The sequence below is a fragment of the Klebsiella sp. JB_Kp031 genome, assembly GCF_040064295.1.
GTDB lineage: Bacteria > Pseudomonadota > Gammaproteobacteria > Enterobacterales > Enterobacteriaceae > Klebsiella > Klebsiella quasipneumoniae.
The window spans coordinates 81,626-88,192 of sequence record NZ_JBEAJW010000032.1 but is presented as its reverse complement, the minus strand read 5'-3'; the positions used below and the strand labels follow the sequence as shown (position 1 = coordinate 88,192).

5 protein-coding genes are annotated in these 6,567 nt (G+C 58.5%); 2 read left to right on the top strand and 3 right to left on the bottom strand.

Translation table 11 applies throughout. The features are described from left to right. The first annotated feature begins 403 nt into the window (after nt 1-403). Nucleotides 404-679, top strand: coding sequence for a DUF2574 family protein (locus tag ABLV64_RS15440; protein WP_004204116.1), 276 nt, complete (start codon nt 404-406; stop codon nt 677-679). A gap of 321 nt (nt 680-1,000) precedes the next feature. After that, a complete protein-coding gene (locus ABLV64_RS15435) occupies nt 1,001-1,318 on the top strand; it encodes a hypothetical protein (RefSeq protein ID WP_004204117.1) in 318 nt (105 codons plus the stop codon). A 41-nt stretch (nt 1,319-1,359) separates the two neighbouring features. Here the strand turns inward: ABLV64_RS15435 and ABLV64_RS15430 are convergent, their stop codons facing one another. From ABLV64_RS15430 to ABLV64_RS15420, 3 genes are read right to left on the bottom strand one after another with little or no spacing between them, the layout of a single operon-like run. After that, nucleotides 1,360-2,484 carry an ABC transporter permease gene (locus ABLV64_RS15430; RefSeq protein ID WP_323110372.1) on the bottom strand — a complete coding sequence of 375 codons (1,125 nt, stop codon included), beginning with the start codon at nt 2,482-2,484 and terminating at the stop codon, nt 1,360-1,362. Next, nucleotides 2,484-5,228 carry a ribosome-associated ATPase/putative transporter RbbA gene (rbbA, locus tag ABLV64_RS15425; RefSeq protein WP_348843311.1) on the bottom strand — a complete coding sequence of 915 codons (2,745 nt, stop codon included), beginning with the start codon at nt 5,226-5,228 and terminating at the stop codon, nt 2,484-2,486. Before rbbA ends, ABLV64_RS15430 begins: the two co-directional genes overlap by 1 nt. Beyond that, entirely contained in the window at nt 5,225-6,292 is a 1,068-nt protein-coding gene (locus tag ABLV64_RS15420) for an HlyD family efflux transporter periplasmic adaptor subunit (RefSeq protein ID WP_017899150.1), read from the bottom strand. The genes rbbA and ABLV64_RS15420 overlap by 4 nt, the downstream gene beginning before the upstream one ends. Between the last annotated feature and the right edge of the window lie 275 nt (nt 6,293-6,567).

The following is a 6,567-nucleotide window of genomic DNA, read 5'->3' as shown; positions in this document are numbered from 1 at the left end:
GTGGGGTCTCCCCATGTGAGAGTAGGGAACTGCCAGGCATCAAATAAAGCAGAAAACTCAGTCGGAAGGCTGAGCTTTTTGTTTTTGCGTTTTAACAAGAACCCCGTCCCGAAAGGTGCGGGTTTTTTGCTGTGTGGGGTATATCTCCCCGGTGGCGCTGCGCTTCACGGGGCTACGGATCCTGAGCCACAAAACCTGGTGCGCAGCACCGTCTCCAGGCAGACCACTATGCCAGTTCGCTACTATCAGCAATAATTATCACATTAATAGGTTATCTTTACATTGCCCTTAGTAATACTATGGTTTATCTTCCCTGCGTGATGTACCAATGCATCGCTCTCCTGACGGAGAAAATATTAAGCAACTCGCTTATCTTTCATCCTGTTAACTGGTTAAACATTAAATGAAAAAACCGCTAATTGGGATTCTGATTTTCGCTTATGGATTAAGCTCACCTCTGTTTGCTGCCGAAACCGCCAACCTAACGCTTTCCGGGCGGGTCGTGTCAGAAACCTGCAATACTGATATTGTGAATAAACAACCTCTGCAGCGCTGCGGAAAAAATACCTATCTCATTGCCTCGAAAAATATAGCGAATCACGCGCGTGGTGTGGTCACTCGTACAGTGAATTTATCCAATGATACGAGTCGAAAAATAATTATCAGCAGCTACGATTAAATACCTCTCTCTATTTCAGCGCTATTATATTGTGTTCTGCTAAATAATAGCGCTGCACCTTCTTCATATATATTAACGCGTTAGCGAAATTACGGAATTATTCCCGCCGCTGAATACATCACTCCCATTTATGGCGACAATGGGTATGCTTCTCGCCGATTTTTTGGCTTAATGAGCGATATCATTAACACTTTGTTAACTTGATCTGGTTTATATGACAGCAAATTTGATATACAAAGAGGGATGATTGCCTGTATGGATGCTGCCCGACGTACCTTGCGTTATCTGCTTTGGTTATCGGCTGGCAATATGAGAATAGAAATGAAAATCCTGCTTAACTGGTCGCCGTTGCGCCGGCTCTTCACTTACCTTCAGGAGCGCTTTACCTTTCTGGTGCTGCTCTGCTGGCCAGCGATAATCTGGCTGTTCTGCCGGGTCGGCGTATGGCTTACGGATAACCTGTATGAACTGCTGGGGAAATCACCCGCCCAGTCCTTCACCGTCTATCTGCAGCCGTTTATGACCCCCGGCACGCTGCTGCGCATCTCCATCAGCTGGGTGGTGTTGCTGTTCATTCTCTTCAGCATGGCGATGGCCTTCACCTGGGGTCTGCGCCACTTTATGAACCGCCACAAATAAACCATTCGGGCCGCCGGAAGTCGACGGCCCTTCTTAAGCCCTTACGCCATTTGACCGATCGTTTTGCGAAAACGCAGCAGGGCGATAGTAAAGAACACCGCTCCGATAGCCAGCAAGGTTAAGAACTGCGGCCAGACGATACTGAAGCTGGCACCGCGGTACAAAATCGCCTGCGCCAGACTGACGAAGTGGGTGGTCGGCATGGTCAACATGATATCCTGAACCAGCTGCGGCATACTTTCCCGCGGCGTGGAGCCGCCGGAGAGCATCTGCAGCGGCAGCAGCACCAGGATCATTAGCAGCCCCAGCTGCGGCATTGAGCGGGCGAGGGTGCCCATAAAAATGCCGATTGAGGTAGTGGCGAACAGGCTGAGCGCCACCCCCAGCATAAACAGTAGAATCGACCCCTCAATGGGCACCTGCAACATCCCCTGTACCATCAGCACCAGCGACAAACCGGAGACCACTAGCACCACCAGCCCCATCGACAAGATCTTGGCCATCATGATCTCAAACGGCGTGACCGGCATCACCAGCAGATGCTCGATGGTACCGTGCTCGCGCTCGCGGATCAGCGCCGAGCCGGTGAGGACAATGGCCAGCATGGTGATGTTGTTGATGATCGCCATCACCGCGCCAAAGCGCTCCTGTTCCAGGTTAGGGTTAAAGCGCATTCTTATCGCCAGCTCTACCGGCAGCACGCTGTTGTCCCGATAGCGGGCAATGAAGCTGTTTACTTCGCCGCTAATAATATTCTGGATATAGCCGTTGCCGGTAAAGGCCTGGCTCATGCGCGTGGCGTCGACGTTGACCTGCACTTCCGGCTGGCGGCCGGCCAGCACATCGCGCTGGAAGTTAGGCGGAATATTGATGGCGAAAGTGTAGCGCCCGGCATCCAGGCCGGCGTCCATCTCATCGGCGGTAATCAGCTCCGGTTCGAGAAACCAGGGGCGGTAGAATGCGTTAATAATGCGTGAAGAGAGCTGCGACTTATCCATATCGGCAACCGCAATCGGCGCCAGGTGTAGCGAGCCGGGCATCACCGTGGCTGAGGAGTACACCGACACCGTAAAAGCAAACACGATCAACGCCAGCATCGCTTTATCACCCAGCAGGCTACGCAGCTCTTTGACGCCAAGATTATAAATATTGCGTAATCCGCGCATCACCCCTCCTGTTTCTTCAGCAGCAGCACGCTCAGCCCGAGCACCAGCGGCACTGCAATCAGTAGTGGAATAAAGGAGCCCCACAAATCGCTGAGATTCAGCGCTTTGGAGAAGGTGCCGCGGGCGATAGTCAGGAAGTGGCTGGTCGGGTAGATTTGCCCAATCCAGCGCCCGGGGCCTTCCAGCGACGCTACCGGATCGATCATCCCGGAGAACTGGGTCGCCGGGATTAGCGTAATGATGGCGGTGCCGAAAATAGCGGCGATTTGGCTCTTCATAAAGGTTGAGATCAGTAGTCCCAGTCCGGTGGCAATGGTGACGTACAGCAGCGCCGCCAGGCTTAGCGTCAGGAAGCTGCCCTTATGTGATACGCCAAAGACGAAGACCGACAGCGCACACAGCAGAAAAAAGTTAAACATTCCCAGCATGATGTAAGGCACCTGCTTGCCGAGCAGGAATTCGCTGCGGGTGGTCGGCGTCACGTACAGGTTGATGATCGACCCGAGCTCCTTCTCACGTACCACGCTCAGGGCGCTGAGCATCGCCGGGATCATCATCAGCAGCAGCGGGATCACCGCCGGGACGATGGCCGGGAGGCTCTTCACGTCCGGGTTATAGCGATAGCGGGTCTCGATGGAGATGAGCGAGGTCTCACGATTCGGGCTACTTTGCTGCCCGGCCATCTCCTGCAGCCAGGCGAGATGCATGGCCTGCACGTAGCCGCGCACCGTCTCCGCGCGGTTTGGCATTGCGCCATCCACCCAGACGCCGATTTGTACCGGCGTGCCGCGGGCGATATCGCGGCCAAAGTTCGGCGGGATCTCTATCGCCACCGCCAGTTCGCCGTCGCGCATCCGCCGGTCGAGCTCATCGTAACTGCGCAGCGGCGCCTGTTCGATGAAGTAGCGTGAGCCGGTGATATTCTGCGACCAGCCCTGACTGCTGAGGGTTTGATCGCGATCGAGTACCGCAAAGCGCAGATCCTCGACGTCCATGCTGATCCCATAGCCCATGATAAACATCAGGATCACCGTTCCCAGCAGCGCCAGCGTCGAACGTACAGGATCGCGGCGCAGCTCCAGCGCTTCGCGGCGGCTGTAGCTGAACAGCCGTTGCAGACTGAAGGCCTGGCGCGGGGCCGCGCGTTCTGGATGGGATGCTGCAGCAGGCGCAAGTTCCTCAGGAACTGCGGCGGTTGGCTGCGCCTCCTGGAGCCAGGCGATAAACGCCTCTTCGAGGCTGGCGGCACCGCGCTGTTCGACCAGCGCCTGCGGCGTATCGCTGGCCAGTACCTTGCCGGCGTGCATCAGCGAGATGCGGTCGCAGCGTTCCGCCTCATTCATAAAGTGGGTGGAGATAAAAATGGTCACCCGATCCTGACGCGCGAGGTCGACCATCAGCTGCCAGAACATATCCCGAGCCACTGGATCGACCCCGGAGGTGGGTTCGTCGAGGATCAGCATTTCCGGGCGATGGATGACCGCCACCGCCAGCGACAGGCGCTGACGGATGCCCAACGGCAGGGCGGTGGGCAGGGCGTCTTCCACCTCGCTGAGCATGAAGCGCTCGCTCATTTCCGCCACCCGACCGGGGATTTCGCCGTCCGGAATATGAAACAGGCGGGCGTGCAGTTCGAGGTTTTGCCGGACGGTCAGTTCGCTATAGAGCGAGAAGGCCTGCGACATATAGCCCACCCGCTGGCGGGTGGCGATATCCTTCGGATCGACCGGCTGGCCGAACAACCAGGCTTCGCCTTCGCTGGCGGGCAGCAGGCCGGTGAGCATCTTCATGGTGGTGGATTTGCCGCAGCCGTTGGAGCCGAGGAAGCCGAAGATTTCACCGCGCGCGATGCGGAAGTTAACGTGGTCGACGGCGACGAAGTCGCCAAAGCGCATGGTCAGCCCACGGGCTTCGATGGCGATCTCTTCCTCGCGGTCGTCGCGCGGCGGGATCACCACCGCCTTATGCGCCTGGCGCTGCGCTTCCGGCAGCAGGGCGATAAACGCCTGCTCCAGCGTCTGACTGCCGGTCTGCGCTTTCAGCTCCGCAGCGGTACCGGTCGCCAGCACCTCGCCGGCGTTCATCGCCACCAGCCAGTCAAAGCGCTCAGCCTCTTCCATATAGGCGGTGGCCACCAGCACGCTCATCTCCGGCTGGCGCTGACGAATGCTGTCGATAAGCTGCCAGAACTGCGCCCGGGAAAGCGGGTCGACGCCGGTGGTAGGTTCATCGAGGATCAGCAGCTGCGGGTCGTGGATAAGGGCGCAACATAAACCCAGCTTTTGCTTCATCCCGCCGGAGAGCTTACCCGCCGGGCGATCGCGAAACGGCGCCAGCCCGGTGCTCTGCAGCAGCTCGTGGATACGTGATTCGCGTTCGGCTTTATCATGGCCAAACAGGCGGGCGAAGAAGTCGACGTTTTCATACACCGAGAGGGTGTGATAGAGGTTTTTCCCCAGTCCCTGCGGCATCCAGGCAATCTTCGGGCACACCTCGCGGCGATGATGAACGTCGCGCATATCGCCGCCGAGCACCATCACGTTACCCTGCTCAATGGCCCGCGCCCCGGCGATGAGAGAGAGCAGGCTCGATTTGCCGACGCCGTCCGGGCCAATCAGGCCGACCATGCGCCGCGCCGGGATCGCCAGGCTGATATCCCGCAGCGCCACGGTGGCGCCGAAGCGCTGGCCAACGTTGTCCAGCCGGGCAATGGGGGGTGAGGTATCCAGTGGCGTCAATATCATTGCGGCAACCTCACCGTCAGGTCTTCAGGCCAGGAGTGTTGGTTATCCAGCCGCACGTAAGCCATGCCGGGCAGGCCGGTTTTGACATACTCCAGGTGCTGCGCCAGCAGCTCTGGCGGGATGCGCGCTTTGACGCGGAACATCAGTTTGAGACGCTCGTCGCGGGTCTCCACCGTTTTCGGCGTAAACTGCGCGACGCTGGCAACAAAGCTGATATTGGCCGGGATCACCAGATCAGGGGCGGCATCAAGGATCAGCCGCGCTTCGCTGCCAAGCGCCAGCAGGCCCGCCTGTTCGGTGGGCAGAAAGAAAGTCATATAGACGTCGGCGAGATCGACCATGTTCAGCACCCGACCACCGGCGGCCAGCACTTCCCCCGGCTCGGCGACGCGATACTGAATACGGCCGTCGCGGGGCGCCTTCAGCTCGCTATCGTCAATATCGGCAAGGATCCGCCGCTCGGTCGCCTGGGCCGCTTCGACGCGGGTTTGCGCCTGAATAATGCTGGTGCGGGCGGCCTCGATGGCGGCGCGGGCGGCGGAGACCTGGGCTTTCGCCGACTCCAGCGCCGCGCGGGCGCTCTCTGCCGCGGCGCGATCGTCATCCAGCTGCTGGGCGGAGACGGCGCCGCGCTGCGACAGGGCATTCGAGCGGACGTGACGTTTCGCTGTGGAGTCGAGCTCCGCCTGACGCTGCTTCACAACCGCTTCGCTGGCGCGCATTTCACTTTGCCGCTGATCGAGCAAGGCTCTGGCGGCCAGGACCGCGCTTTCCGCTTCCTTGATTTGCGCGGCGGCTTCAAGACGCTGCTCGTTCAGTACACGGGTATCCATTCTCGCCAGCACCTCTCCCTGGCGCACGAACTGACCCTCTTTGACCAGAATGGTGTCGATACGCCCGGCGATTTTGCTGGCAATATCCACTTCGGTGGCTTCTATTCGTCCGTTGCTACTGGCAAACCCCTCCGGGAGGCCCGGCGGGCGCAGCAGCCACCATGCCGCGGCGGCGAGTACCACCAGTAAGCCGACAAAATACCCTGTCCAACGTTTCTTTATTTTGTCCATACGCGACTCGCTTGGTTCCCTGTGCTGAGTGATACGCGTGTCTCCTCCGGCGGGCGGAGCGTCCTCCTTGCGAAGGACGAATAAAGAGGGGAAGGGCCGCTGACGCAGCGCTCTACCGCGTCGATGCGCAGCCGAACGCTGTACTACTTATGTGGTCATCATCAGCGATCCTGGCCTTAATGAAACACGCATAGTGAGAGCTACCGTTAACGCGATAGTAACATCCGCGGCGGGCTTGTCCATACGAAAGGCAGGGTCTTGTCGACGTGTTAACA

What these genes read in the sequence shown, in the direction of transcription:
- rbbA (WP_348843311.1), bottom strand. Translation starts at nt 5,228, where the DNA reads ATGATATTGACGCCACTGGATACCTCACCCCCCATTGCCCGGCTGGAC.
- ABLV64_RS15440 (WP_004204116.1), top strand. Translation starts at nt 404, where the DNA reads ATGAAAAAACCGCTAATTGGGATTCTGATTTTCGCTTATGGATTAAGC.
- ABLV64_RS15420 (WP_017899150.1), bottom strand. Translation starts at nt 6,292, where the DNA reads ATGGACAAAATAAAGAAACGTTGGACAGGGTATTTTGTCGGCTTACTG.
- ABLV64_RS15430 (WP_323110372.1), bottom strand. Translation starts at nt 2,484, where the DNA reads ATGCGCGGATTACGCAATATTTATAATCTTGGCGTCAAAGAGCTGCGT.
- ABLV64_RS15435 (WP_004204117.1), top strand. Translation starts at nt 1,001, where the DNA reads ATGAAAATCCTGCTTAACTGGTCGCCGTTGCGCCGGCTCTTCACTTAC.